Annotated in this window: 23 protein-coding genes; 13 read left to right on the forward strand and 10 right to left on the reverse strand. The window is 74.3% G+C overall.

What is annotated here, in order from left to right; all coding sequences use genetic code 11:
• Positions 1 to 60: 60 nt before the first annotated feature.
• The 5 genes from CG747_RS25035 to CG747_RS25055 all read left to right on the forward strand — a co-directional run bounded on the left by CG747_RS25035 (position 61) and on the right by CG747_RS25055 (position 5,230).
• Positions 61 to 1,728, forward strand: coding sequence for an amidohydrolase (locus CG747_RS25035; protein WP_100604067.1), 1,668 nt, complete (start codon positions 61 to 63; stop codon positions 1,726 to 1,728).
• Positions 1,729 to 1,812: 84 nt separating this feature from the next.
• The gene (locus tag CG747_RS25040) at positions 1,813 to 2,529 is read left to right on the forward strand and encodes a metalloregulator ArsR/SmtB family transcription factor (RefSeq protein WP_100604068.1); all 717 of its coding nucleotides are present in this window, start codon (positions 1,813 to 1,815) and stop codon (positions 2,527 to 2,529) included.
• Between the two features lie 32 nt (positions 2,530 to 2,561).
• Positions 2,562 to 3,059, forward strand: a complete 498-nt coding sequence (locus CG747_RS25045) for a DUF3291 domain-containing protein (RefSeq protein ID WP_100604069.1) — start codon at positions 2,562 to 2,564, stop codon at positions 3,057 to 3,059.
• A 107-nt stretch (positions 3,060 to 3,166) separates the two neighbouring features.
• Positions 3,167 to 4,702 carry an ATP-dependent DNA ligase gene (locus tag CG747_RS25050; protein WP_100604070.1) on the forward strand — a complete coding sequence of 512 codons (1,536 nt, stop codon included), beginning with the start codon at positions 3,167 to 3,169 and terminating at the stop codon, positions 4,700 to 4,702.
• Positions 4,703 to 4,741: 39 nt separating this feature from the next.
• Positions 4,742 to 5,230 (forward strand): NUDIX domain-containing protein, encoded by a 489-nt coding sequence (locus tag CG747_RS25055; RefSeq protein WP_100604071.1) that lies wholly within the window; start codon positions 4,742 to 4,744, stop codon positions 5,228 to 5,230.
• Positions 5,231 to 5,270: 40 nt separating this feature from the next.
• Here the strand turns inward: CG747_RS25055 and CG747_RS25060 are convergent, their stop codons facing one another.
• From CG747_RS25060 to CG747_RS25075, 4 genes are all read right to left on the reverse strand, one after another.
• Entirely contained in the window at positions 5,271 to 6,122 is an 852-nt protein-coding gene (locus tag CG747_RS25060) for a carbohydrate ABC transporter permease (RefSeq protein WP_100604072.1), read from the reverse strand.
• Positions 6,119 to 7,030: a carbohydrate ABC transporter permease gene (locus tag CG747_RS25065; RefSeq protein WP_100604073.1), complete on the reverse strand. Its 912-nt coding sequence runs from the start codon at positions 7,028 to 7,030 to the stop codon at positions 6,119 to 6,121. Before CG747_RS25065 ends, CG747_RS25060 begins: the two co-directional genes overlap by 4 nt.
• Positions 7,011 to 8,351, reverse strand: coding sequence for a sugar ABC transporter substrate-binding protein (locus CG747_RS25070; protein WP_100604074.1), 1,341 nt, complete (start codon positions 8,349 to 8,351; stop codon positions 7,011 to 7,013). The genes CG747_RS25065 and CG747_RS25070 overlap by 20 nt, the downstream gene beginning before the upstream one ends.
• Positions 8,352 to 8,492: 141 nt before the next feature.
• Positions 8,493 to 9,254 carry a DeoR/GlpR family DNA-binding transcription regulator gene (locus tag CG747_RS25075; RefSeq protein WP_100604075.1) on the reverse strand — a complete coding sequence of 254 codons (762 nt, stop codon included), beginning with the start codon at positions 9,252 to 9,254 and terminating at the stop codon, positions 8,493 to 8,495.
• Between the two features lie 337 nt (positions 9,255 to 9,591).
• Between CG747_RS25075 and CG747_RS25080 the strand changes: the two genes are divergently transcribed.
• The gene (locus CG747_RS25080; protein WP_257980702.1) at positions 9,592 to 10,002 is read left to right on the forward strand and encodes an STAS domain-containing protein; all 411 of its coding nucleotides are present in this window, start codon (positions 9,592 to 9,594) and stop codon (positions 10,000 to 10,002) included.
• A 130-nt stretch (positions 10,003 to 10,132) separates the two neighbouring features.
• Here CG747_RS25080 and CG747_RS25085 read toward each other — a convergent pair whose 3' ends face one another.
• A complete protein-coding gene (locus tag CG747_RS25085; protein ID WP_257980703.1) occupies positions 10,133 to 11,068 on the reverse strand; it encodes a LysR family transcriptional regulator in 936 nt (311 codons plus the stop codon).
• Positions 11,069 to 11,297: 229 nt separating this feature from the next.
• Here CG747_RS25085 and CG747_RS25090 point away from each other — a divergent pair, with 229 nt between their 5' ends.
• From CG747_RS25090 to CG747_RS25100, 3 genes are read left to right on the forward strand one after another with little or no spacing between them, the layout of a single operon-like run.
• Complete coding sequence (locus CG747_RS25090; RefSeq protein ID WP_180985699.1) at positions 11,298 to 12,503, forward strand: FAD-binding oxidoreductase; 1,206 nt, start codon at positions 11,298 to 11,300, stop codon at positions 12,501 to 12,503.
• Positions 12,504 to 12,531: 28 nt separating this feature from the next.
• Positions 12,532 to 13,965 carry a VOC family protein gene (locus CG747_RS25095; protein WP_180985700.1) on the forward strand — a complete coding sequence of 478 codons (1,434 nt, stop codon included), beginning with the start codon at positions 12,532 to 12,534 and terminating at the stop codon, positions 13,963 to 13,965.
• 31 nt (positions 13,966 to 13,996) lie between these two features.
• A complete protein-coding gene (locus CG747_RS25100; RefSeq protein ID WP_100604077.1) occupies positions 13,997 to 15,571 on the forward strand; it encodes an aldehyde dehydrogenase family protein in 1,575 nt (524 codons plus the stop codon).
• Between the two features lie 13 nt (positions 15,572 to 15,584).
• On the opposite strand, the gene CG747_RS25105 is transcribed toward CG747_RS25100, so the two are convergent.
• Together CG747_RS25105 and CG747_RS25110 are read right to left on the reverse strand one after the other, a co-directional pair.
• Complete coding sequence (locus CG747_RS25105) at positions 15,585 to 16,355, reverse strand: hypothetical protein (protein WP_257980704.1); 771 nt, start codon at positions 16,353 to 16,355, stop codon at positions 15,585 to 15,587.
• A 54-nt stretch (positions 16,356 to 16,409) separates the two neighbouring features.
• Positions 16,410 to 17,009, reverse strand: a complete 600-nt coding sequence (locus tag CG747_RS25110; protein WP_257980705.1) for an RNA polymerase sigma factor — start codon at positions 17,007 to 17,009, stop codon at positions 16,410 to 16,412.
• Between the two features lie 363 nt (positions 17,010 to 17,372).
• Between CG747_RS25110 and CG747_RS25115 the strand changes: the two genes are divergently transcribed.
• Positions 17,373 to 18,191, forward strand: a complete 819-nt coding sequence (locus CG747_RS25115) for an SAM-dependent methyltransferase (protein WP_100604080.1) — start codon at positions 17,373 to 17,375, stop codon at positions 18,189 to 18,191.
• A gap of 39 nt (positions 18,192 to 18,230) precedes the next feature.
• Here the strand turns inward: CG747_RS25115 and dhaM are convergent, their stop codons facing one another.
• Genes dhaM through dhaK form a run of 3 tightly spaced genes read right to left on the reverse strand, consistent with a single transcriptional unit; the run spans position 18,231 to position 20,301 of the window.
• Positions 18,231 to 18,644: a dihydroxyacetone kinase phosphoryl donor subunit DhaM gene (gene dhaM, locus CG747_RS25120; RefSeq protein WP_100604081.1), complete on the reverse strand. Its 414-nt coding sequence runs from the start codon at positions 18,642 to 18,644 to the stop codon at positions 18,231 to 18,233.
• Entirely contained in the window at positions 18,641 to 19,249 is a 609-nt protein-coding gene (gene dhaL / locus CG747_RS25125; protein ID WP_100604177.1) for a dihydroxyacetone kinase subunit DhaL, read from the reverse strand. Before dhaL ends, dhaM begins: the two co-directional genes overlap by 4 nt.
• 59 nt (positions 19,250 to 19,308) lie before the next feature.
• Positions 19,309 to 20,301, reverse strand: a complete 993-nt coding sequence (gene dhaK / locus CG747_RS25130; protein ID WP_100604082.1) for a dihydroxyacetone kinase subunit DhaK — start codon at positions 20,299 to 20,301, stop codon at positions 19,309 to 19,311.
• 807 nt (positions 20,302 to 21,108) lie between these two features.
• Here dhaK and CG747_RS25140 point away from each other — a divergent pair.
• The 3 genes from CG747_RS25140 (at position 21,109) to CG747_RS25150 (ending at position 24,370) form a co-directional block, all read left to right on the forward strand.
• A complete protein-coding gene (locus CG747_RS25140; RefSeq protein ID WP_100604083.1) occupies positions 21,109 to 22,815 on the forward strand; it encodes a right-handed parallel beta-helix repeat-containing protein in 1,707 nt (568 codons plus the stop codon).
• Positions 22,812 to 23,219 (forward strand): hypothetical protein, encoded by a 408-nt coding sequence (locus CG747_RS25145; RefSeq protein ID WP_100604084.1) that lies wholly within the window; start codon positions 22,812 to 22,814, stop codon positions 23,217 to 23,219. The genes CG747_RS25140 and CG747_RS25145 overlap by 4 nt, the downstream gene beginning before the upstream one ends.
• A gap of 179 nt (positions 23,220 to 23,398) precedes the next feature.
• Positions 23,399 to 24,370: an alpha/beta fold hydrolase gene (locus CG747_RS25150; protein WP_100604085.1), complete on the forward strand. Its 972-nt coding sequence runs from the start codon at positions 23,399 to 23,401 to the stop codon at positions 24,368 to 24,370.
• The last annotated feature ends 125 nt before the right edge of the window (positions 24,371 to 24,495 follow it).

Below are 24,495 nucleotides of genomic sequence, written 5' to 3' on the forward strand. Positions count from 1 at the left end.
CCGCACCACCCCCGACGACCCGAACGTCCCGTACCACCGCACGACCCAGGAGATCCCCCGATGTCCCGTACCGCCGCCCCGGCCGGCCCCGCCGACCTCGTCCTCACCGGCGCCCGCATCCACACCGTCGACCCCGACCTGCCCGAGGCGCAGGCGCTCGCCGTGTGCGACGGCCGGATCGCCTGGCTCGGCGCGGACGCCGACGCCGCCCGGTGGACCGGACCCGGCACCACGGTGGTCGACGCCGGCGGGCGGCTGGTGCTGCCCGGATTCATCGACGCCCACAACCACGTCCGGCTCGGCTCCGACGACGCCTGCGTCCAACTCGCCGGCGTCCGCACCCTCGACGCCATCCACCGCCGGATCCGCGACTGGCACGCCGCCCACCCGGACGCCGAGTGGATCGAGGCCGAGGCGTTCGACTACTCCGCGATCCCCGGCGGCCGGATGCCCCGCGCCACCGACCTCGACCCGGCCACCGGCGACACCCCCGCCTTCGTCCTCAGCTACGACGTGCACACCGCCTGGCTGAACACCGCCGCCCTGCGCCGTCTGGGCATCGACCGGGACCACACTGGCCTGCCGTTCGGCGAGGCCGAGACCGACCCGGAGACCGGCGAACCCACCGGATTCATCAAGGACTTCGCGGTCAAGGGCCTCTCCCGCGACGGCCACCGCGCCCTCCAGGAACTGGGCGTGCCGTGGGCCGGTGCCGACCGGCAGTACGGGCGGCTCGCCAAGAGCCTCGACGACGCCGTCCGGTTCGGCATCACCACCGTCGTGGAACCCCAGAACTCCCTCGACGACCTCGCCCTCTTCGAGCGCGCCCGGGCCGAGGGCCGGCTCCGCTCCCGGATCGTCGCGGCGCTCTTCCACCCGCGCGGCACCACCGACGCCGACCTGGACGACTTCGCGGCCGCCGCCCAGCGCTTCGCCGACGACCGGCTGCGGGTCGGCCCGCTCAAGCTCTACATCGACGACGTCGTCGAACCCCGCACCGCGGCCCTCCTGGCGCCCTATGCGGGCTGCGGCCACCATCGCGGCGAGACCTTCTACCCGGCCGCCGAATTCGGTGAACTGCTGGCCAAGCTGGACGCCCGCGGCTTCCAGTGCTTCGTGCACGCCACCGGCGACCGCGGCATCCGCACCGTCCTGGACGCCGTCGAGGCGGCCCGGTCCGCCAACGGCCCGCGCGACGCCCGCCACCAGGTCGTGCACGTCGAATGCCTGGACCCCGAGGACACCCCCCGCTTCGCCGAGCTGGGCGTGGTCGCCTGCATGCAGCCCCGGCACTGCGCCCCGGAGATCGCCGGGCCCGGCCAGGACTGGGCCGAGAACGTCGGCCCCGAGCGCTGGCACAAGGCGTGGCCGATGCGCAGCCTGCACTCCGCCGGCGCCGTGCTGGCCTTCTCCAGCGACTGGAACGTCGCCGAGATGGACCCCATGATCGGCATCTACACCGCCCTCACCCGGCGGCCGCTGGCCGGCGGCGCGGCCTGGCAGCCCGAGGAGACGGTGAGCGTGGAGACCGCCGTGCACGCCTACACCATGGGCTCCGCGTACGCCAACTTCCTTGAGGGGGAACGGGGTTCGCTGACCGTCGGCAAGCTCGCCGACTTCGTGGTGCTGTCCCGGGACATCCTGCGGGCCGCACCCGAGGACATCCCCGGCACGGTCGCGGAGACGGTCGTGGTCGGCGGCGAGATCGTCCACGAGAGCGGCCGGTAGGCGACCGGGGGCGCGCACCGGGCCGCCCCGGGGGCGCGCCCCCGGCTCTCTATCTCCAGCCTGCGTTGTTCCTAGAATGGCCGGGTGGAGAACATCGACGCGATCGCGGCGTTGCAGGATCCGGTGCGGCGCCGCTTGTACGAGTACGTGGCGGCCCAGGGCCGCGAGGTCGGCCGCAACGAGGCCGCCGAGGCGGCAGGGGTGGCGCGCACGCTCGCGGCGCACCATCTGGACCGGCTGGTCGAGGTCGGGCTGCTGGAGAGCGGCAGTCGCCGCCTGACGGGCCGCTCGGGCCCGGGGGCGGGGCGTCCCGCCAAGGTGTACACGCGGGCGCCGGGCGAGCGGGCGGTGTCGCTGCCCGCCCGCGACTACCGCACCGCCGCCGAACTGCTCGCCGAGGCCGCGGAGCAGGCCGGGCTGGACGCCGGGCTCCGCGCGGCCGCGCGCAGCCGGGGCGAGGCACTGCGCGGCTCGGCGGCGCCGTGCGGCGGTCTCGCGGAGGTGATGGAGGTGCTGGCCGCCCGCGGCTACGAACCGCACCTGGAAGACGCCGAAGACGCCGAAGGGGCCGATGGCGCGGAAGGTGCCGACGAGCCGTCCGGGGCGGCGGGGCGGGTCGTCCGTATGCGCAACTGCCCCTTCCATGCCGTCGCGGAACGCTTCCCGCCGCTGGTCTGCGGCATGAACCTCGCGCTGCTGGAGGGGCTGCTCGGCGCGGACGGCCCGGTCCGGGCCCGTATGGACGCCCGGCCGGGGGAGTGCTGCGTGGTGGTCGAGGAGTCTAAAAACAATCATCATTGACATAGAAAAGCGGACCGTGCTGGGATGAGGCCATGACCGCATCCCAGCGCGCCGCCCACCTCGCCCAACTCAATGTCGCCACGCTCCACCACCCCCTCGACGACCCGCGCACGGCGCCGTTCGTCGAACTGCTCGACCCGGTCAACGCCTCCGCCGACGGTGCGCCCGGCTTCGTGTGGCGGCTCGTGGAGGAGGGGGAGGCCGACGCCACCGGCATGCGCCCGCTGGGTGAGAACGTCATCGTCACCATGTCGGTGTGGGAGACCCCGTCGGCCCTGTGGGAGTTCACCTACCGCAGCGGGCACCTGGAGGCGATGCGGCGGCGCCGCGAATGGTTCGAGCGGCACGTTGAGGCGCACCTGGTGCTCTGGTGGGTCCCCGCCGGCCACCTCCCGACCGTCGGCGAGGCCCTGGAGCGGCTGGCGGACCTGCGGGAGTACGGGCCGTCCCCCCGCGCGTTCACCTTCGCCTCCACCTACACCGCCGACGAGGCCGCCGAGCACCTCCAGGCCGTGCCGGGAACGCCCTGATCCGCGCCCACGCGTACCCGGGCACCTCCCCGACCGGCGGCGCACCCGCCGACCGAGGCGCCCCGTGGCCCACTACGGCGCTCGGTCACCGGGGGCAGAATGACCGTATGCTGCTCGCCGCTCTCGCGCAGGTGTCGGCCGAGGTCGCCGCCACCTCGGCCCGGTCGCGGAAGACCGCGCTGCTGGCCGAGCTGTTCCGGGCCGCCGACCCGGAGGACGCCCCGGTGGTCATCCCGTATCTGGCGGGGCGGCTGCCCCAGGGTCGGATCGGGGTCGGCTGGAGCGCCCTGCGCGACCCGCCGCCGCCCGCCGACCGGCCCACCCTCACCGTCCGCGACGTGCACACCGCACTGACCGCCCTGGCCCGGGTCGCCGGCCCCGGCGCCCAGGCCGAGCGGCGGCGGCTGGTCCGGGAACTGCTCGCCGCCGCCACCGCCCAGGAGCAGCGCTTCCTGTACGGGCTGCTGACCGGCGAGGTCCGCCAGGGCGCCCTGGACGCGCTCGCGGTCGAAGGGCTCGCCGCCGCCACCGGCGCACCTCCGGAGGCGGTGCGGCGCGCCGTGATGCTCGCCGGGTCGCTCCCCGAGGTGGCCCGGGCACTGCTCTCCACCGGCCCGCCGGCGCTGGCCGACTTCCGGCTCACCGTCGGCCGGCCCGTCGGGCCGATGCTCGCGCGGACCGCCGCCTCCGTAGCCGAGGCGATCGGCCGGCTCGGCCGCTGCGCCGTGGAGGAGAAGCTCGACGGCATCCGGGTGCAGGTGCACCGGGACGGCCCGGACGTGCGGATCCACACCCGCACCCTGGACGAGGTCACCGACCGGCTGCCGGAGGTCACCGCCCTCGTCCGGACCCTGCCCGCCGCGCGCTTCGTCCTCGACGGCGAGGTGATCGCCCTGGACGCGGACGGCCGCCCGGTCCCGTTCCAGCGGATCGCCGGCCGCTTCGGCTCCCGGACGGACGTCGCCGCGGCCCGCGCCGCCCTCCCGCTGACCCCGGTCTTCTTCGACCTCCTCGCGCTCGGCGACCGCGCCCTGCTGGACCTTCCCGGCGATCTCCGGCACGCCGAACTCGCCGCGCTCGTACCGGAGTCGGCGCGGGTGCGGCGCTGCGTCGTGGCGGACCCCGACGACCCCGGCGCCCGCGCCGCCGCGGCGGACTTCTTCGACCGCACCCTGCGCCGCGGCCACGAGGGCGTCGTCGTCAAGGCCCTCGACGCGCCCTACAGCGCCGGCCGCCGGGGCGCCGCCTGGCTGAAGGTGAAGCCGGTGCACACCCTGGACCTGGTGGTCCTGGCGGCGGAGTGGGGCCACGGCCGCCGCACCGGCAGGCTCTCCAACCTGCACCTGGGGGCGCGGGCCGCGGACGGCGGGTTCGTCATGCTGGGCAAGACCTTCAAGGGGCTCACCGACGCCGTTCTCAACTGGCAGACCGCACGGCTGCGGGAGCTGGCGGTGGCGGACGACGGGCACGTGGTGACCGTCCGCCCGGAACTCGTCGTGGAGATCGCCTACGACGGGCTGCAGACCTCGTCCCGCTACCCGGCCGGTGTCACCCTGCGGTTCGCCCGCGTGGTGCGCTACCGGGACGACAAGACGGCCGCGGCGGCCGACACCCTCGACACCGTGCTCGCCGCGCACGGATGACCCGGCCCCGCGGCGCACGGGAAGGGAGCACCTGAGCGGATGGCGGCCAGACGCAGTGCCGGACTGCTGCTGCACCGCGGTGGCGCGGACGGCGGCACCGAAGTGCTGCTGGCGCACATGGGCGGGCCGCTGTGGGCCCGCCGGGACGCCGGGGCCTGGTCGGTGCCCAAGGGCGAGTACGTACCGCCGGAGGAGCCGCTGGCCGCGGCCCGTCGGGAGTTCGCCGAGGAGTTGGGCGTGCCGCCGCCGGACGGGCGGTACGTGCCCCTGGGGGACGTCCGCCAGTCCGGCGGGAAGGTGGTGACGGTCTGGGCCGTCGCGGCCGACCTCGATCCGGCGGGCATCGAGCCCGGCACGTTCGAGATGGAGTGGCCGCGCGGCTCCGGGGTGCTCCGGAACTTCCCGGAGATCGACCGGGTGGCGTGGTGGGCCCCGGAGCAGGCGCGTGCGCGGCTGGTCGCGGCCCAGCGGGAATTCCTGGACCGGCTGGCGGACGTCCTCGCCGGTGGGCCCGGCGAGGCCCGCTGACCGGTCCCCGGCTCCCTGGTTCCCCGGACATGGTCCGCCGTCACTTCACCGCGCCCAGCGACAGTCCCTGCACCAGCTTGTCCTGGGCGGCGAACCCGGCGACCAGCACCGGCAGCGACACCACGGTGGCCGCCGCGCACACCTTCGCCAGGAACAGTCCCTGGCTGGTGACCAGCCCGGTCAGGAACACCGGTGAGGTCCCGGCCACGATGCCGGTCAGCACCCGCGCGAACAGCAACTCGTTCCAGCTGAAGATGAAGGAGATCAGCGCGGTCGCGGCGATGCCCGGCAGGGCGACCGGCGCCACGATCCGCACCAGCGTGGTGGGCAGCCCGGCCCCGTCGATCGAGGCGGCCTCCAGCATCTCCATCGGCACCTCGGCCAGGAACGACCGCATCATCCACACCGCGATCGGCAGGTTCATCGAGGTGTAGAGGACGACCAGCAGCCAGATGCTGTCCAGCATCCGGGTGTTCTGGGCGACCAGGTAGACCGGCAGCAGCCCGGCCACCAGCGGCAGCATCTTCGTGGAGAGGAAGAAGAACAGCACATCGCGCCACTTGCGCACCGGCCGGATGGACAGCGCGTACGCCGCCGGCACCGCCAGTGCCAGCACCAGCAGCGTCGAAGCCACCGAGGCGGTGAGGGAGTTGAGCAGCGGCGGCCAGGGGCTCACCCCCGCGCCGCCGAGGCCGAAGAACTCCCGGTACCCGTGCAGGGTGAGCGGCGCGGCCAGGCTCGGCGGATTGGTCGCCGCGTCCGTCTCGCGGTGGAAGGAGGTCAGCACCATCCACGCCACCGGCAGGAAGAAGGCGATCCCGCACAGCCAGGCCAGCAGGCCCAGCGCCGCCCCGCGGACCCGCCGTCCGCCCCTGCGGTCTCCTCGCGTCATCGGGTGATCTCCTCGCGCAGCAGGGACGACACGGTGCGCAGGGCGAAGTTCGCCACCAGCAGTGAGCACAGCACCACCACGACGCCCTGCGCGGACGCCCGGCCGTAGTCGTGGGCCTGGTAGAAGGTCTGGTAGATGGTGTACGGCAGGTTGGCGGTGCCCAGCCCGCCCGAGGTGAGGGTGAACACCGCGTCGAAGTTCTGCACGATGTACACCGTCCCCAGCAGCGCCGCCAGTTCGAGGTAGCGCCGCAGGTGCGGCAGGGTGAGGTGGCGGAAGACGTCGAAGGTCGAGGCCCCGTCCATCCGGGCCGCCTCCACCGCGTCCGCCGGCCGGCTCTGCAACCCCGCCAGCAGGATCAGCATCATGAACGGCGTCCACTGCCAGATCAGCGACAGTTCCACCGCCAGGAGCGGGGAGTCGGTCATCCAGTCCGGCTGCGGCGGGGTGCCGGCGCCGAACAGCTGCCAGAGCCAGGTCAGGACGCCGTTGAACAGCCCGTACGAGGCGTTGTACAGCGCGTGCTTCCACAGCAGCGCGGCGGCCACCGGCACCACCAGGAACGGGGTGATCAGCAGGGTGCGGACGACGCCCCGGCCGCGGAAGCTCCGGTCCAGCAGCAGCGCCAGCCCCAGTCCCAGCCCCAGGCTGACCAGCACCACCGCCACCGTCAGCAGCACCGTCGTCCCCACCGACGACCGCAGCGCCGGATCGGTGACCACCGCCCGGTAGTTGTCGAAGGCGGCGAACCCGCGGTGGTCGGGGGCCAGCGCGTTCCAGCGCATGAAGGAGATCACCACCGTTGCCACGAAGGGGAGTTGGGTGACCGCGACCAGGAAGACCAGCGCGGGCAGCAGCGGGGCGCGCCGGGCCCACTTCTTCGCGCGCTCAGCGACCGGTGTACGCATCGGACACCTCCCGGGCCAGCCGCTGGCCCGCCCGCAGCGCGTCCTCGACGCTCTGCTTGCCGGCGATCGCCGCACTGATCTCCTGCGACACCTTCGTCCCCAGGTCCGAGAACTCCGGTATGTCCACGAACTGGATCCCGGGTGCCGGGCGCGGCTGCACCCCCGGATCGTCCGGCCGGGCCGAGGTGATCGCCCGCTCGGTGGCCGCCGCGAACGCCCCGGCCTCCTTGAGGTAGTCCGGATCGCGGTAGGTCGAGGCCCGCTTCCCGGCCGGCACCCGCGACCAGCCCAGTTCGCGGCCCACCAGCCGCTCGTACGACGCCCCGGACGCCCAGCGGACGAACTCCCAGGCCGCCTTCTGGTGCGTACCGGCCTTCTGGATGCCCCAGGCCCAGGTGTAGAGCCAGCCCGCGCTGCGGGTCCGTTCGACCGGTGCCGGGGCGTACCCGATCCGGCCGGCGACCGGTGAGTCCGCGCTCTCCAGCGACCCGGCCCCGGCGGTCGCGTCGTACCACATGGCGACCTTGCCCTGCTGCATGGCGTTGAGGCACTCGGTGTAGCCGGCCTGGGGCGCGCCGGGCTCCCCGTGCGCGCGGACCAGTCCGACGTAGAAGCGGGTCGCGCGGGCGAACTCCGGGGCGTCCAGCCGGGCCTGCCAGTCCTTGTCGAACCACGTCCCGCCGAAGGTGTTGACCACCGTCGTCAGCGGAGCCGCCAGCTGCCCCCAGCCGGGCTGCCCGCGCAGGCAGACGCCCTTCAGCCCCGGCCGGAAGCCGTCCAACTTGGCGGCGATGGCGGCCACTTGGTTCCAGGTGGGGTGGGCGGGCATGGTCAGCCCGGCCGCCTTCAGCAGGTCCTTGCGGTACATCAGGAACGACGACTCGCCGTAGAACGGCTCCGCGTAGACCTCGCCGTCGGCCGCGGTGAGCGAGGACCGCACCGGCGCGAGCAGGTCCTTCTGGTCGAACTCCCGGTCCTTGCCAGCCAGTTCGCCCAGCGGGGTGAGCCAGCCGTTCCGGGCGTAGAGGGGCGTCTCGTAGTTGCTGAGGCTGGCCACGTCGTACTGCCCGGCCTGGCTGGAGAAGTCCTGGCTCATCTTGTCGCGGAGATCGTCCTCGGGCAGCACGGTGAAGTGGACCCGGATGCCGGTCTCCTTGGTGAAGTGCTCGGCGGTGAGCCGCTGGAGGTCCACCATCTGCGGGTTGTTGACCATCAGTACGTTGAGGGTGTGCGGGCCGTCGTCGCCGGTGCCGCCGGCGCCGCGGTAGCAGCCGGCGGTGGTCAGCGCGAGGGCGGCCGCGAGGGCTGCCGACCATCGCATGCGGCGGCCCGCGCCGCCGACGGCTCCGGGGGATCGTGCGCGCACGGCTCCTGCCTTTCCGGGGTGGTTCGGCCCGAGGGGACGGGCATGGGCATGTCAGATGTGCCATCGGCCGGGCCGGCGGCGGACGGGGGAGGGCGGTCAGACCCGGAGCACCTGCGGCCCCAGGAGGGAGTAACGCTGCGCCTCCGGCGCGGACAGCCCGGTGTCGGTGACGATCGCGTCGAGGTCGCCGATCCCGGCGAACCGGCAGAAGCTGCTGGCCCCGAACTTGCTGTGCACCCCGACCAGCACCCGCCGCCGCGACGAGCGCACCGCCTGCGCCTTCACATCGGCGACCGCCGGATCGGGCGTGGTCAGCCCGTGCTCCCGGGAGATCCCGTTGGCACCAACGAACGCCAGGTCGACCACGAAGCCGGCGAGCATGTCCCGGCACCACGGCCCCACCGTCGCCTGGGTGCCGGCCCGCACCCGCCCACCGGCCAGCAGTACGGTCGTCGTGTCGGACGCCGCGACCAGCGACGCGGTCCGCAGCGACGCGGTCAGCACGGTCAGCGGCCGGTCCGTCGGCAGCAGCGTCGCGACCAGCTCGGGCGTGTACCCCTCGTCGACGAAGACCGTCTCCGCCTCGCCGACCAACTGCGCCGCGGCCGCCGCGATCCGCCGCTTCTCCGACACCTGCTGGGTCTCCCGCCGCGCCAGCGTGGTCTCGTACCCCGCGCTCTCGACCGGGTACGCCGCCCCGTGCGTCCGCCGGACCAGCCCCCGGCGCTCCAGCTCCCGCAGATCGCGCCGCACGGTCTCGCGGGCCACCCCGAACGCGGCGGCCGCCTCGGCGACCTCGATGCGTCCGGACTGCCGGGCGAGCACCAGGAGGCGGCTCTGGCGTTCCTCGGCCCTCATCGCTCTCTCCTGCCCCCGGCGGGACGCGCCCGCCGCGCTCCCGCCGCCGTCTTCCGTTCGGTCGTGTTCCGTGCGGATCGCTTTCCGTTCGGTCACGGCGGTGCCCGTTTCTGCCCGCAGCCAGGTTTATAGCAACAGATCATGCGCCCGTCGCGGCCCGCAGCGGCATCAAATCTGCCCGTTTCCGACCGCATCCGGACGCTGTTCTCCCGTGCCCCGCTCCCTGGTCGCGCCCGTTCCGGGCCGTGCGCGTGCCCGCGGCGGCCGCCCGCGCTCGCCCGCGTACGCCGGTGACACCCCGGTGGTGCGGGGTCCGACGGCGCTTAGGCTGGACGACATGAGCTCGGAGATGCGGTCGTTGGCGGTCACCGCACTCGTCCAGGAGGACGAGTGCGCGGTGCTGCGGGTCAGCGGGGAGCTCGACCTCCGCACCGAGCAGGCGTTCCTCGCCGAGGCGCGGTCCATCGTCTCGGCCGGTCACCGCTTCCTCGTACTCGATCTGACCGCCCTGCGGTTCTGCGACTCCCGGGGCCTGAGCTGCCTGCTCGCCCTGGAGTGGCTCTGCCGCCGCCTGGAGGGCCGGCTCCTGCTGGCGTCCCTGGGCGTCCGGATGCTCAAACTCCTGGTCGGGACGCAGTCCCTGGGCGTCTTCTCCTGCTACCCGACGGTCGGCCACGCCCTGGCCGCGGTCCCCGTCGCCAGCCGCCCCACCTGGCCGCCGCCCGCCGACGAGGCCACCGCGGGCTGACCGCGGCCGGACTCGGCCATGTGGGGGAGGGGTCACGCCTGCGAGCGACGCCCGGCCGGGCACCCGCCCTGACTCCTGAGTGTGACGTTCCGGCCATCCGGTCGCGGACCCGGCGTCCGGCCGCCGCCGGTCACGGTCCCGGGCCCGGCTCCGGCCCCGCCCCCACCTCCGCACCCGCCCGCAGCGCCGTGATCAGCGCCGCCACCGACGGCCTGGCCCGGGCGGCCCGCCCGACCGCGACCACGACGTGCCGCTCGACGGTCTCCCGCAACGGCACCGCCACGATCCCCTCCGACCGCAGCCGCAGCATCAGCCCGGTCAGCGGCGCCACCCCCAGCCCGGCCCCCACCATCGCCAGCGACGTCGCGGTGTCCGTCACCTCGTGGACCACCCGCGGCTCGCAGCCGGCCCGCCGGCAGGCGGTCCGGATCGCCCGCCCGTAGTACGAGCCGGCCGCCGGCAGGATCCACTCGTACGCCGCGGCCTCCGCCAGCGACAGCGGCGCCCGCGCCGCCCCGCCGGGCACCCGCCCGGCCGGCACCGCCAGCGCGAACCGCTCCGAGCGCAGCCGCACCAGCTCCACCGCCCCGTCCCGGTCCAGCGGCGCGTCCGGATAGTCCAGGCCCAGCGCCAGATCCACCCGCCCGGCCAGCACCTCCGCGTACGCCTGGTCCACGTCCACCTCGCGGCTCACCACCCGCACCCCGGGATGCCGGGCCGCCAGCCGGCGCAGCGCCGGCGGCAGCAACACCGCCGCCGCGGTCCCGAACACCCCCAGTCGCAGCCGCCCGCCCACCTCCCCGCGGGCCCGCTCCAGGGCCGCCACCGCCTCGGCCTGGGCGCCCAGGATCCGCTCGGCGTGCACCGCCAGGGTCCGCCCGGCGTCCGTCAGCTCCACCCGGCGCCCGGCCCGCCGGACGAGTTCGGTGCCGGTGGTCCGCTCCAGCGCCGCGATGTGCTGGGAGACCGCGCCCGGTGTGTAGCCCAGCGCCGCGGCCGCCGCGGTCATGGTGCGGCTCCGGGTCAGCTCCAGCAGCGTCCTGAGCTGCACCCCCGGCAATTCCACGGCGGGACCCTACCCACCGGCCACCGGCACCACCCGCGCCCCGCCAAACCCTCCGGACCTCCACGCCTCCTCACAGATCACCTCCAGTGACTCTGCATGGACGGACGGCCACCGGCCCGTCACCATCGAAGGGCACCGGCCCCGCCGCCCCGCCTTGCCCGGCCGGCGGCCGGACGGCCCACGCGACGACCCGACGACCCGATGACGCGACGACGGGAAGGCGGCCCCGATGGCCCACCCCACGGCTCTGGCTCCCCCGGTCCCCGACCCGCAGCCCGCACCGCTCCCCTCCGCCGCCGACGTCGTGGTCGTCGGCGGCGGGGTGATCGGCGCGAGCATCGCCTTCCACCTGGCCGAGGCGGACGCCGGCCGGGTGCTGCTGCTCGAACGCGACCTGCCCGCCTCCGGCTCGTCCGGCAAACCGCTGGGCGGGGTCCGCGCGCAGTTCTCCGACCCGCTCAACATCCGGCTCGGCCTGCGCAGCCTGGACGCCTGGCGGGACTTCGCCCGCCGCCCCGGCGCCGACATCGGACTGGACACCGTCGGCTACCTCTTCCTCCTCGGCAGCGAAGCCGAACGGGACACCTTCACCGCGGGCGTCGAGATCCAGAACGCCCACGGCGTACCCAGCCGCATCATCACCCCGCGCGCCGCCCGCGACCTCTGCCCCTACATCGACCCGAGCACCCTCGTCGCCGCCGCCTTCTCGCCCACCGACGGCTACGCCACGCCCGCGGCCGCCGTCACCGGCTACCTCCGCGCGGCCCGCCGGCTCGGCGCCCTCGTCCGCACCCGCTGCCCGGTCACCGCCATCGACACCGCCGACGGCCACCTGACGGCGGTCCGCACCCCGCACGGCACCGTCCGCACCCGCACCGTGATCTGCTGCGCCGGCGCCTGGTCCGGCGCGGTCGGCGCACTGGCCGGGGTCACCCTCCCGGTCACCCCGCTGCGCCGCCAGATCGCCTTCACCGGGCCGCTGCGCCCCCGGCCGCCCCGCATCCCCTTCACCCTCGACTACGGCTCCACCCTCTACTTCCACAACGACGGCGCCGACGGCCTGCTCCTGGGCCTCTCCGACCCGGCCCAACAGCCCGGCTACGACCGGGAGTTCAGCCGCGAATGGCTGACCCCGTTCCGCGCCGCCGCGGCCCGCCGGGCCCCGGAACTCGCCGGCGCGCCGATCACCGGCGGCTGGGCCGGCCTCTACGAGATGACCCCCGACCGCAACGCCCTCATCGGCGAGGCCCCGCACCCAGGCCGCTTCCTCTACGCCACCGGCTTCTCCGGCCACGGCTTCCTCCAGGCGCCCGCCGTCGGCGAGATCGTCCGCGACCTGTACCTGCGCCGCGAACCCTTCCTCGACGTCGGCCCGCTCGCCGCCACCCGCTTCGACGGCCACCGCGCCACCCGCCCCGAAGCCCACATCATCTGACCCCGCCCGATCCGGGAGAGGAGACCCCATGGCCCTGATCCCCGCCTGGCGGCTGCGCGCCGCGTTCGCCCGCCGGCTCTCCGCCATGTACGGCACCGAAGTGCCCGCCTACACCACCCTCCTGGAGGTCACCGGGCAGATCAACGACGAGGTCGCCGACCACGATCCGCACGCCGGCCGGCTCGGCGGCATCGACCGGGTCACCGCCGAACGCCACGGCGCCATCCGCGTCGGCACCCCCACCGAACTCCGCCAGGCCGCCCAGGTCTTCGCCGCGCTCGGCATGCACCCGGTCGGCTTCTACGACCTCCGGGACGGCGACATCGGCGCGGTCCCCGTCGTCTCCACCGCCTTCCGCCCCCTGGACGCCGCCGAACTCGACCGCAACCCCTTCCGGGTCTTCACCTCCCTCCTCACCACCGGCGACCGCCGCTTCTTCGACCCCGACCTGGAATCCCGCCTGGACGCCTTCCTCGCCCGCCGCCGCCTCTTCCCGCCCGACCTCCTCCACCTCGCCGAACGGGCGGAACGCGAACACGGCCTGGACGAGCCCGCCGCGGAACGCTTCCTCACCCTCGCCGTCGACGCGTTCACCCTCTCCGCCGAACCCGTCGACCGCGCCTGGTACGCCGAACTGGAACGGATCTCCGCGGTCGCCGCCGACATCGGCGGGGTCACCACCACCCACGTCAACCACCTCACCCCGCGCGTCCTGGACATCGACGCGCTCTACCGGCGGATGGGGGAGCGCGGCATCACCATGATCGACCGCATCCAGGGGCCGCCGCGCTGGGCCGGCCCCGACGTCCTGCTGCGCCAGACCTCCTTCCGCGCGCTGGCCGAACCCCGCACCTTCCGCGACCCCGACGGCCGGCTCACCCGCGGCGCCCTGCGGGTCCGCTTCGGCGAGGTCGAGGCCCGCGGCATCGCCCTGACCCGCACCGGCCGGGCCCGCTACGACACCCTCACGGCCGAGACCGACCGCCGCACCGCCGACCGCCCCGACGCCGACCGCCAAGCCACCGCCCGCACCCTGTGGGAACGCGACTTCCCCCGCACCGAGGCCCAACTCGCCGCCGAACGGCTGGCGTTCTTCACCTACCGCCCGGTGGCCGACCGCCCCCGCGACGGCCGCCGCCCGCCCGCCGACCTCGCCGCCCTGCTCGCCGACGGCTGGCTCACCGCCCACCCCGTCGTCTACGAGGACTTCCTGCCCCGCTCCGCCGCCGGCATCTTCCGCTCCAACCTCACCGGCGACGGCACCCGCGACCCGCACCGCGACGGCACCCCCTTCGACGCGCACCGCCTCTCCGAAGCCCTCGGCCGCCCGGTACACGACCCGTTCGCCGGCTACGCCGCACAACAGGACCACTCCCTGCGCGTGGCCCTGACCGCCCTGCGCGCCGACGCGGCCCGCCAGGCCCTGGACACCCCGCCGCCCACCGCCGCGTCCGACAACTAGTCACCACCCCTCGCCCGCATAGGAGTCACCGATGACCGTCAGCGCGCATCCCGCCACCCTCGGCCTCCCCGGCACCGACGTCCTGCGGGACCGGGCCGGCACCGCGCTGCGCCGCTGCGGCGCCGCCGGACTCGACGCGCACCCGGAGCAGGCCCCCGGAACCGGCGCCACGCTCCCCGCCCGCACCCCCCTCACCGGCGCCGTCCTCGCCCACCTGCCCGCCACCACCCCCGACCAGGCCGAGGCCGCCCTCGCCGACGCCCACCGCACCTTCCTCACCTGGCGCACCGTCCCCGCCCCGGTCCGCGGCGCCCTGGTCAAACGGCTCGGCGAACTGCTCACCGCCCACCAGGACGACCTCGCCGACCTGGTCACCCTCGAAGTCGGCAAGATCCGCTCCGAGGCGCTCGGCGAGGTGCGCGAGATGATCGACATCTGCGACTTCGCGGTCGGCCTCTCCCGACAGCTCTACGGCCGGACCATCGCCGGCGAACGACCCGGCCACCGGCTCTCCGAGAGCTGGCACCCGCTCGGCGTCGCCGGGGTGATCTCCGCCTTCAACTTCCCGGTCGCCGTCTGGTCCTGGAACACCGCCCTCGCCCTGGTCTGCGGCGACCCGGTGGTCTGGAAACCCTCCGAACTCACCCCCCTCACCGCACTCGCCTGCACCGCCCTGCTCGCCCGCGCCGCCGCCGACACCGGCGCCCCGCCCGGCGTCCACCATCTGCTGCTCGGCGGACCCGAACACGGCGAACGGCTCGCCGACGACCCCCGGGTGGCCCTGGTCAGCGCGACCGGCTCGGTGCGGATGGGCCGCCGGGTGGCGCCGCGGGTCGCCGCCCGGTTCGGCCGCTGCCTGCTGGAACTCGGCGGCAACAACGCCGCCGTCGTCGCCCCCTCCGCAGACCTCGACCTCACCGTCCGCGGCGTGGTCTTCGCCGCCGCAGGCACCGCGGGCCAGCGCTGCACCACACTGCGCCGGCTGATCGTCCACGAGGACCTCGCCGACCGCCTCGTCGAGCGCCTCACCCACGCCTACGAGCAACTCCCGCTCGGCAACCCCGACCACCCGGCCACCCTCGTCGGCCCCCTGATCAGCACGGCCGCGCACACCACCATGACCGAGGCGCTGGCCGCCGCGCGGCGGGACGGCGGCACCGTGCTCACCGGCGGCGACCGCCGCTTCGCCGCCGAGGCCCCGGACGCCGCCTACGTCCGGCCCGCCCTCGTCCGGATGCCCGACCAGACCGGCATCGTCCGCACCGAGACCTTCGCCCCGATCCTCTATGTCCTGACCTACCGCACCCTCGACCAGGCCATCGCCCTGCAGAACGGCGTCCCGCAGGGCCTGTCCTCCAGCATCTTCACCCGCGACCAGCGGGAAGCCGAACGGTTCCTGGCCGCCGACGGCTCCGACTGCGGCATCGCCAACGTGAACATCGGCACCTCGGGGGCGGAGATCGGCGGCGCGTTCGGCGGCGAGAAGGACACCGGCGGCGGCCGGGAGTCCGGCTCCGACGCCTGGCGCTCCTACATGCGCCGGGCCACCAACACCGTCAACTACTCCGCCGACCTCCCGCTCGCCCAGGGCGTCGACTTCCTCTGACCACCGTCCGGTGTCAGGGCAGGGCCCGCCCCAGGTCCGCCACCAGCGTCGGCGACGGCCGGGGAATGACCCCGAAGTCCTCGTCGTCCCCCTCCACCACCAGCCGGTTGATCACGTTCTCCAGCGCGGTCGGCAGCGTCGGCGCCAGCCCGCTGTGCCACTGGACGAGCAGGTTGTGCCGGGCCTCGTCCGGCAGCAGCTGCTTCTCGTCGAACGCCGCCACCGCCCGGGGCTCCTCGTCGGGCGCGTGCGCGGCCTGCTCGCGCCAGTAGGAGGCATCGCGGAACTCGCCGTCCCGACGGTGCGCCAGGTACAGGCAGTACGCCGCGGTCCGGCTGCCGGCCCCGGCACCGAAGTGCCACCAGAAGTGCGCGGCCGCGGACCGCCCGGTGATGTGCAGCAGGCACCCGAAGACCAGCGCCCCCTCCGGGTCGATGTGGTGGTCGTTCACCAGCCGCTCCAGGCTCGCCGCGGCCGCCGCCGCATTGACCACCAGCGCGCACGCCAACTGGAGTTCATGGGTGGCCTCGTCCCGCGCGGTGGGATACCCGCTGGGGGCGGCCCGACCGGACGGGACCGGCGGCGGCACCACCGTGGGCGGCAGCTCCGCCGTCCGCCCGGCCACCGCGGCGGGCGCCAGACAGCCCAGCCCGTCGAGCGCCCCCGCGTCGTCCAGCGCGCCGAAGTCCGCCAGTCCGTCGATCCCGGCCACCGCCGCGGCGGCGCTGAGCAGCGTCTCGACGGTCTCCCGCCGTTCGCCGACATCCCGGTACGCCCTGGTCATCTTCCGTTCCCCCATGTTCGACTCCCGCTGAACTGTCCGGCCGCGGTGGGCCGACTATCCCTGATCGATGCCGAGTGCGGCGGCCAGCTTCCGCTTGCCCCGGCTCGCGTACGAACGCACGGTGACCTCGTCCACCCCGAGCAGCGCGGCGATCTCCACGTCGCGGTACCCGATGACATGCCGGAGCACGATCACGTCGCACTGCCGCTCCGGCAGCCGCGAGATCGCCGCATAGAGCCCCAACTGGCTCTCCAACATGGCGAACTGCTGCTGGCACTCGCGCAGCAGGGCATGGGTGACGACGGCGAAGGCGGCGGTCTCGGTGAGCGCGGTCGGCTGCCGGCGGTCGTAGAGCCACTCCATGACCCGCTCCTTGAGCACCGCCCAGGCGTACGCCTCCACCGACGCCTGGCGCAGCGCGTGCGGCCACACCCGGCCGAGCCGCTCGTAGGCGGCCAGGGTGACCTCGCGGGCGGCGGCCTCGCTGCCGGTGTGCAGATAGGCGTAGGCCAGCCACCTCCGGGCGTGGGTCGCCAGGAACGCCTGGAAGGTGAGCGTCAACCGGCCGCCCGATTCCTGCGCAACGGCTATCTCCGGCAGGGCAACACGGTCCGGCCTCCTGGCCGGCAGAAGTCGGTCCCGGTGTGTGCTCACGCGCCGTCCTCGTTCCGTCGCCGTGCACCGCCGCGGCACCACCGAGGACCGGGGGCCGCGCCGGGAGAGCGGTTTGCCCTCACCCTCCAATCAACAGGAAACCTCGCTGATTTGTGGCACCGGACGACAAATATTCCTGCGCTCCGTATGCACATGACTACTCGTGACCGAGAACGATCAAAACCCGCGCACCGGCGTCCGCGACGCGACCATCGGCACCCCGGCGCGGAATGACCGGCACCCGGCGCACGGAGCCGCCCCGGCGCATGAACACGCGCGCACCGGGCAGTGCTCTCCGCGACGGCGCGCCCGCTGGGGAGCGGCCGGCCGGAGAAGCATCCGGCGAGGGGGAGGCAGTACGCGATGAACGACCACGAGCCCGTGGTGGACCTGCAGTTGGACCGGGCGCACTCGGCCCGCATCTACGACTACCTCCTGGGCGGCAAGACCAACTTCCTGGCCGACCGGATGGCCGCCGGCCGCGTCCTGGGCGTCTTCCCCGCCGCCCTGGTGGCCGCCCGGATCAACCGCGAGTTCATGCACCGGGCCACCCGGCACCTCGCCGCCGCCGGCCTCCGCCAGTTCCTGGACATCGGCACCGGCATCCCCACCCCGCCCAACCTCCACGAGCTCGCCCAGCGCGCCGCCCCCGACGCCCGCATCGTCTACACCGACAACGACCCCATCGTCCTCGCCCACGCCGCCGCCCTGCTGCACGGCACCCCCGAGGGCCGCACCGCCTACGTACCGGCCGACGTCACCGACCCCGGCAGCATCCTGACCGCCCCGCAACTCCGCGCCACCCTCGACCTGACCCGGCCGGTCGCGCTGAGCCTCAACGCCCTGATGCACTTCGTCACCGACGACGGCCACGACCGCGCGCACACCGTCGTGGAAACCCTCAAGGCCGCCCTCCCCAGCGGCAGCACGCTGGCGATGACCCACGCCACCCCGGACTACAGCGCCGAGATGATGAACCGGATCATCGGGATCTACCGCGACGCGGGCACCGAGCTGCAGTTCCGCACCCGCGCCGAGTTCCTCCGCTTCTTCGACGGCTGGGAACTGCTCGACCCCGGCGTCACCCTCTCCCACCAGTGGCGCCCCGACCGCCCCGAGGACGCCACCCACGTCACCGACGCCGAGGCCGCCTGCTACGCCGCGGTCGCCCGCAAACCCTGAGCCCGCACCCCGCGGACCGGGCCCCGGAGGGCCGGGCCCTCACTCCTTGCGGTACCCGTGCGCCTCCTCGGCCGCCGCCACCACCGCCGCCAGATCCGCCCCGGCCGACGCGCTGACCACGGCGGCCACCGCACCCTCGACGAAGGGCGCGTCCACCAGCCGGGCGTCCGCCGGGAGTTCGTCGCCCTCCGCGACCATCGCCTTCACCGTCAGCACCGCGCTGCCGAGGTCCACCAGCAGCGCCACCCCGGCGCCGCGGTCCACCTGCCGCGCCGCCGCCGCGATCAGCTCGGAGCTCGTCCCCAGCCCGCCGTCCGGCGTCCCGCCGGCCGCGGCCACCGGCACCTTCGCGCCCTGGCCGGCCAGCCCCACCGTCAGCTCCGCGACCGCCTCCGCGACCGCCTTGCTGTGCGACACCAGCACCACGCCCACCAGGGCGTCCGCGCCGCTCATCGCGCCACCTCCGCGAGGGCCGCGAACAGCAGTGCCGAGGACGTCGCGCCCGGGTCCTGGTGCCCGATGCTGCGTTCCCCCAGATAGCTCGCCCGCCCCTTCCTGGCGAGCATCGGCACGGTCGCCAGCGCCCCCTCCTCGGCCGCCGCGGCCGCCGCGTCCAGCGACGTCTCCAAGGCCGCCACGCCCGGCTCCAGCGCGTCCACCATCGTCTTGTCCCCGGGCGCGGCACCCCCGAGCTCCCGCACCGACGCCACCCCGGCCCGCAGCCCCGCCTGGAGCTCCGCCACCGTCACCTCGGGCGCCTCGCCGAGACTCTTCCCGGTCCGCCGCAGCAGCGTCCCGTACAGCGGCCCGGACGCGCCCCCGACCGTCGAGATCAGCTGCCGTCCCGCGGCGACCAGCACCGCCCCCGGCGCACCGGGCGGCTCGGCCTCCACGGCCTTCACCACGGCCGCGAACCCCCGCTGCATATTGGCCCCGTGATCGGCGTCGCCGATGGCCGAGTCCAGCTCGGTGAGCCGCCCGGCCTCCCGGTCGACCAGACCGGCCGCGGCGGCCATCCACCGCACGAAGAACCCACCGTCAAGCGTCGTGTCCACCACACCATCACCCCTCTGCACGAGCGACACCCAACTACCTTCCACCGCCTACTGCCTACCGCCTACCGCCCCCACCGCAGCCCCGCCGTCGCCACCGGCGCGTCCCAGAGCCGCAGCAGTTCCCCGTCGACCTGGCACAACGTCACCGAGGCCCCGGCCATGTCCAGCGACGTCACATAGTTCCCCACCAACGTACGGGCCACCGCCACCTCGCGCTCGTCGAGCACCCGGCGCACCTCCGCGCCGAAGCCGTACAGCTCCAGCAGCGGCGTCGACCCCATCCCGTTCACCAGCACCAGCACCGGCAACTCCGGCTGCAGGTCCGCCAGGACGGCATCCACCGCGACGTCCGCGATCTCGTGCGACGTCATCATCGCCCGCCGCTCCCGCCCCGGCTCGCCGTGGATCCCCACCCCCAACTCCAGCTCACCGTCGGGGAGTTCGAAGGTCGGACCGCCCTTGGCGGGCGTCGAGCAGGCGCTCAGCGCCACCCCGAAACTCCGTGACGACGCCACGACCCGGCGGGCCACCGCCTCCACCCGCTCCAGCGGCATCCCCTCCTCCGCCGCGGCCCCCGCGATCTTCTCCACGAACAGCGTCGCCCCGGTCCCGCGCCGCCCCGCGGTGAAGGTCGAGTCGCGCACCGCCACGTCGTCGTCGACCAGCACGCTGGCGACCTGCACCCCCTCGTCCTCCGCCAGCTCCTCCGCCATCCGGAAATTCAGCACGTCACCCGTGTAGTTCTTCACCACGAACAGCACCCCGCGCCCGGAGTCCACCGCCGCCGCGGCCCGCACCATCTGATCCGGCACCGGTGAGGTGAACACCTCGCCCGGACACGCCGCATCCAGCATCCCCGGCCCCACGAACCCCCCGTGCAACGGCTCGTGTCCGCTCCCGCCGCCGGAGACCAGCGCCACCTTCCCGGCCACCGGCGCGTCCCGCCGCACGACCACCCGGTTCTCCACGTCCACCACCAGCTCCGGGTGTGCCGCGGCCATCCCCCGCAGGGCATCCGCCACCACGGTTTCGGCGACGTTGATCAACATCTTCATGGGTACCTTCCAGGGATCCTGACAAGCACGTCCGTGACCTATGTCTTTGCAGGTCAGATGCGGTTTCGCTGGTTCTTGATCTCGGCGCCCCAGGGCGCCTGGCGGCGGCTTCCGGCGGGACTGACGCTGACCTCACGCAGACTTTCCTGATAGGTAATCAGCCAATCGGGTGACCTTTCCATCGGACTGCTCCGGCGGATCAAGTATCGGGCCGCGAGCTGCCGGCTGCACCGTCGTCCACAAGGTTTCTCCACCCCAACGGGCGCTCGGCGACCGACGCCCGCCCCTCCCGATGAACGCGCGCTGCGTAGTCACAAGCGATCCGCCGACATCCCGCCGGCGATGTGCCGCTCGACGAGAAGTGGCGCCTGGCCACCCGAACGGCGTAAGCGGGGCTCGCCGGCGGACTGCGGACGTCGCGCCGGCCGCTGCTCCGTTCGCGGCGCCGCACGCGGACTTTCCGGAGGGGCGGCAGAACAGTCCACCGCCACCAGGACCGCAGCCCTGGCTCCTCGCCCGCCTCCGGACGACCGTCGACCCGCACGCCAAGCGTTACCGGCAGCTCCTGGCGACGATCAACGGCTGGCCCGCGTCACCCGCACTCGCGCCCGTCTGCACCTGGTTCACCACCGCTCTTCGCGGTGCTTCCGCCGGGGCGGTGAGCCGTTGCCCCTCCGGAGTCCGAACGTGGCCGCGACTCGCCGGTGGAGACCGGGAACTCCGGCCGGGCCCTGCCAAGTCCCCCGTAACAGCACGCCGTTCGGGTAGCATCGACGGCTCCGAACGGGCGGCGTGGGGGAAGTCGAGATGGTCGCGAGGTACTTCGTCTCGCCGCGGCGCGGTCGTCGCGGCTACTCCGACATCGCGTCCGCCCTCGACGCCGCGGCCGGACGCGGCCGAGCGGCGCGCGTGGAGATCGCGCCGGGCCGCTACGAGGAGGCGCTCACCGTCCGGGGCGACGTGGAGTTGGTCGCGGTCGACGGCCCGGGCTCCGTGGTGGTGCATCGGCCGCGCGGAACCGTCCTCGAAGCCTCCGGGGCGGCGCGCGTCCACGGCCTCGTGCTGATCGGCCGGGACGCCGACGTTGTCGACTGCCGTGCGGGCACGCTCACGTTGGAGCACTCGGAGGTCCGGGCGCACAACGGCGTCAGCGTGCGCGGGCGGCCGAACACCGCCGTGACGCTGCGGGACAGCGCGATCCGGCACGGCCGGACGCTCTTCGCCGGCGCCGGAGGGCTCATCGAACGGTGCCGGTTCAGCGACGCCGCCGACAACGCCGTCGCGGTGATCGAAGGCGCCCGCGTCGCGGTCCGGGACAGCTGGATCGGTGGCAGCCGCATCCACGGCGTGCGCGTCAGCGATGCCCGGGCCGAGGTCACCGGCTGCGAGCTGACCGGCACCGGAAAGGCCGCCCTCGTGGCGGACACCCAGGCGGAACTCACCGTGTCCGGCTGCACGATCCACGCCGTGGACGCCGAGGCGGTGATGTTCATCGAGCAGTCCAGGGGCTCCGTGGACGGGGCCCGGGTCACCGACACCCAACACGGCATCGCGGTGGCGAGCGGCGCCGACCCGGTGGTGCGCGGATGCACGCTCACCGCGTGCCGCGACACCGGTATCAACGTCCAGACGTCGGGCCGCGGCAGGTTCGAGGACTGCGAGGTCCTCGCCGCGGGGAACGTCGCGGTCCTGTCGACCCAGGGCGGGGCTCCCGAAGTCCACGGCTGCCGCATCTCGGGAGGCAACGTCGGCATCGCCGTCACCGACGCCGCCAGAGGCCGCTTCACCCGGGTCGAGATCGGCGACCTGACGAGCGTGGCACTGCGGGTCAGCGACGACGCCAAGGCCGTTTTCGAGCAGGTCCGCGTGGAGCGCTGCCCGTCGGGCCTGGAGACCCGGGGCGGTGCGGGCACCACGGCGGAGGTCTCCGACTCCCGGTTCCGGGACTTCGGCATGTCCGCGGCCGAGGTGCTCGGCCACTCCCGGGTCACCCTCAAGGGCGTGGTCGCGGAGCGCGGTCGGCTGGGCTTCGGCGTCGGCGAGGACGCCCAGCTCTTCGCGTACGGCTGTGCCGTCGAAGGGGTGAGCTCCGGCGGGGCCCTCGGGTTCGGCCGGGCGCGGCTCGTCGCGCGGAACCTCACCGTGACCGGCTCGGAGGCGTTCGGCCTCTGCGGACTGGGCTCCGCCTATCTGGACGTCGCGGACAGCGGGTTCGTCGACTGCGCGGCCGCGGGTGCGAGCTTCGACGAGAAGTGCGCCGGCCGGCTGGCGGACTGCTCCGTGGACGGCACACAGGGGGTGGCCGTGCAGCACAACGGCCGCGTCGAACTGGTCTCGCTCCGCACGTCGCTGGCGGTCGTCACGAAGGAGCCGGAGCCCGCCGAGCCCGCGCCGACGACCGTCAACAACTTCATCGGCCCGGTCTTCCACCGGGAGGTCAGCGGCACCCAGCTGGCGTGGAACAACCACGACGTCATCCAGCAGCAGACCGACGAGGACGGATCCCGCGCATGAACGACCCGCAGCACGCCGACAACGCCGCCGGGCCGGTGTTCCACGCCGAGGTCTCCGGCGCCCAGTTCGCCTGGAACAACCACACGGTCACCCAGCACCAGCAGAACGCCGGCCCCGCCGCGCCGGGCTTCGAGGCGCTCGCCGCCCTGGTCACCGACCTGCTCCGGGAACTGCCCCGGGTCGGTCTCGCCGACCAGGACCGCGAGGACACCGAGGCCGCGGCCCGGGAGGTGCTCGCGACGATCACCGAGCCGACCCCGCCCGAGGCCGGTCGGCTCCGCCGCGCACTCGCCCTGCTCAGGGGAACGCTGGCCCCGGTCGCCACCGGCGTGGTGGCCGGTACGGCGGCGGGGGCGCAGGACTGGGCCCGCACCGCGATCGAGGGGCTGACCGGCACCTTCTGAACGCCGGCCCGGCTGTCGTCGGCCCCGCCGTCGGATACCCGGCGCGGCACGTCGCCGGTCAGGGCCCGACGACCGGTTCGCGGGCGGCCGGGGCGGAGGAACGGGGTAGGGCTCAGGGACGGACCCGGGGCCTCGTCGGCCCGCCCGCGGGTCCGACGTCTCATGGAGGGAGCACAAGGATGACGACGGCCATCAAGCACCGTCACGTCGAGGTCAACGGAGTGCGGCTGCACATCGCCGAACAGGGGGAGGGGCCACTGGTCCTGCTGCTGCACGGCTTTCCCGAGTGCTGGTACTCCTGGCGGCACCAGTTCGAGCCGCTCGCCGCCGCCGGCTACCGGGTCGTCGCCCCCGACCAGCGCGGCTACGCCCGCAGCGACCGCCCCAAGGACCCGTCCTCGTACACCATCCACCACCTCACCGGCGACGTCGTCGCCCTGATCCACGCGCTGGGGGAGTCCCGCGCCTTCCTGGTCGGCCACGACTGGGGCGCGCCGGTCGCCTGGACGACCGCGCAGCTCCGTCCCGACCTGGTGCGCGGCGTCGCCGGTCTCAGCGTGCCGCCGTTCCCGCGCGGCGCACAGTCGATGGCGGCCGGCTTCCGGCAGCGGCTCGGCGAGCGCTTCTACTTCGTCTACTTCCAGGAACCGGGCCGCGCCGACGCCGAGTTGGCGGAGGACATCCGCTCCACCTTCCGGCGGACCCTGGCCGGTCTCCCCACGGAGGACGGCAGCAGGCTCTGGACGGTCCCGCCCGGCGGGCGGCTCCTCGACGCGCTCGCGGACCCCGAGCAGCTGCCGGACTGGCTGACCGAGGCCGATGTGGACGCGTTCGTGGCGGAGTACGCACCGCACGGCGCCGAGGCGTTCACCGGCGGCCTCAACTGGTACCGCGCCACCGATCTCAACTGGGAACTGACCGCCGCACTGGACGGGCTGCCCCTTTCCGTGCCCGCGCTGTACCTCGCCGGCGAAGAGGACCTCGTCACCGCCATGCCCGGAGCGCGGGACTTCATCGCCGCCCTGCCGCAGGTGCTGCCCCGACTGCACCACAGCGAGCTCTTCCCGGGCTGCGGCCACTGGACGCAGCAGGAACGCCCCGATGAAGTCAACGCGGCACTACTGGACTTCTTCGGCAGCGTCCGGGACTGAGTCCCGGCCGGTCGAGGTCCGGTGGGCCGAGGCCCGTCGGCCGTCGGGGCGCTCGGGTGCCGGTGCCGGGCCCGCCCCGGCGGCCATGCGAAAAGGTGGTGCCGTCCCGGGGAGCGCCCGGCCGC

This window comes from Streptomyces sp. CB02959 (assembly GCF_002803155.1).
Lineage (GTDB): Bacteria > Actinomycetota > Actinomycetes > Streptomycetales > Streptomycetaceae > Streptomyces.